We start from the raw sequence: 563 nt of genomic DNA, 5'->3' as shown, positions 1-563 counted from the left end.
CATCGCCAGGCTTTAAATTTTTAGAGTCGTTTTTAAACGGTTCTTGAATTGCTGATATAGCTCAGCCCGGTAGAGCGCACCCTTGGTAAGGGTGAGGTCCCCAGTTCGAGTCTGGGTATCAGCACCATATTTAGTTGATTTGATTATTCAAGTTAACAACAGAATTTGTTTGACGACCATAGCATTGTGGACCCACCTGATTCCATGCCGAACTCAGAAGTGAAACACAATAGCGCCGATGGTAGTGTGGGGCTTCCCCATGTGAGAGTAGGACATCGTCAGGCTCAAATTGCTTTATGCTGAATAGACACTGCGGAGTGGTAGTTCAGTTGGTTAGAATACCGGCCTGTCACGCCGGGGGTCGCGGGTTCGAGTCCCGTCCACTCCGCCACTTATTAGAGAAGCCTAGTCTTATGACTAGGCTTTCGTCATTTCTGGGTATCGATAATTCGGTCTCCAACCACGAGCTCCGGTCGCCTGAGATCCTAGCTACTCCGCCATTTATAAGAAACCTCGCTAGAAATCGCGAGGCTTTTTTGCATCTAATACCAATCCGGAAAATT

General features: G+C 47.8%; 2 tRNA genes and 1 rRNA gene. All 3 read left to right on the top strand.

From position 1 onward, the window contains the following. Positions 1 to 50 precede the first annotated feature (50 nt). The 3 genes from AB4138_RS23990 (at position 51) to AB4138_RS23980 (ending at position 391) form a co-directional block, all read left to right on the top strand. Positions 51 to 127, top strand: a tRNA-Thr gene (locus AB4138_RS23990). Positions 128 to 168: 41 nt separating this feature from the next. After that, a 5S ribosomal RNA gene (gene rrf, locus AB4138_RS23985) occupies positions 169 to 284 on the top strand. A gap of 30 nt (positions 285 to 314) precedes the next feature. Next, positions 315 to 391: transfer RNA gene (locus AB4138_RS23980), tRNA-Asp, on the top strand. The last annotated feature ends 172 nt before the right edge of the window (positions 392 to 563 follow it).

The organism is Vibrio sp. 10N.286.52.C3 (assembly GCF_041468865.1).
Taxonomy (GTDB): Bacteria; Pseudomonadota; Gammaproteobacteria; order Enterobacterales; family Vibrionaceae; genus Vibrio; species Vibrio crassostreae_C.
The sequence above is the reverse complement of the archived record's forward strand: the minus strand, read 5'-3'. Positions and strand labels throughout refer to the sequence as shown.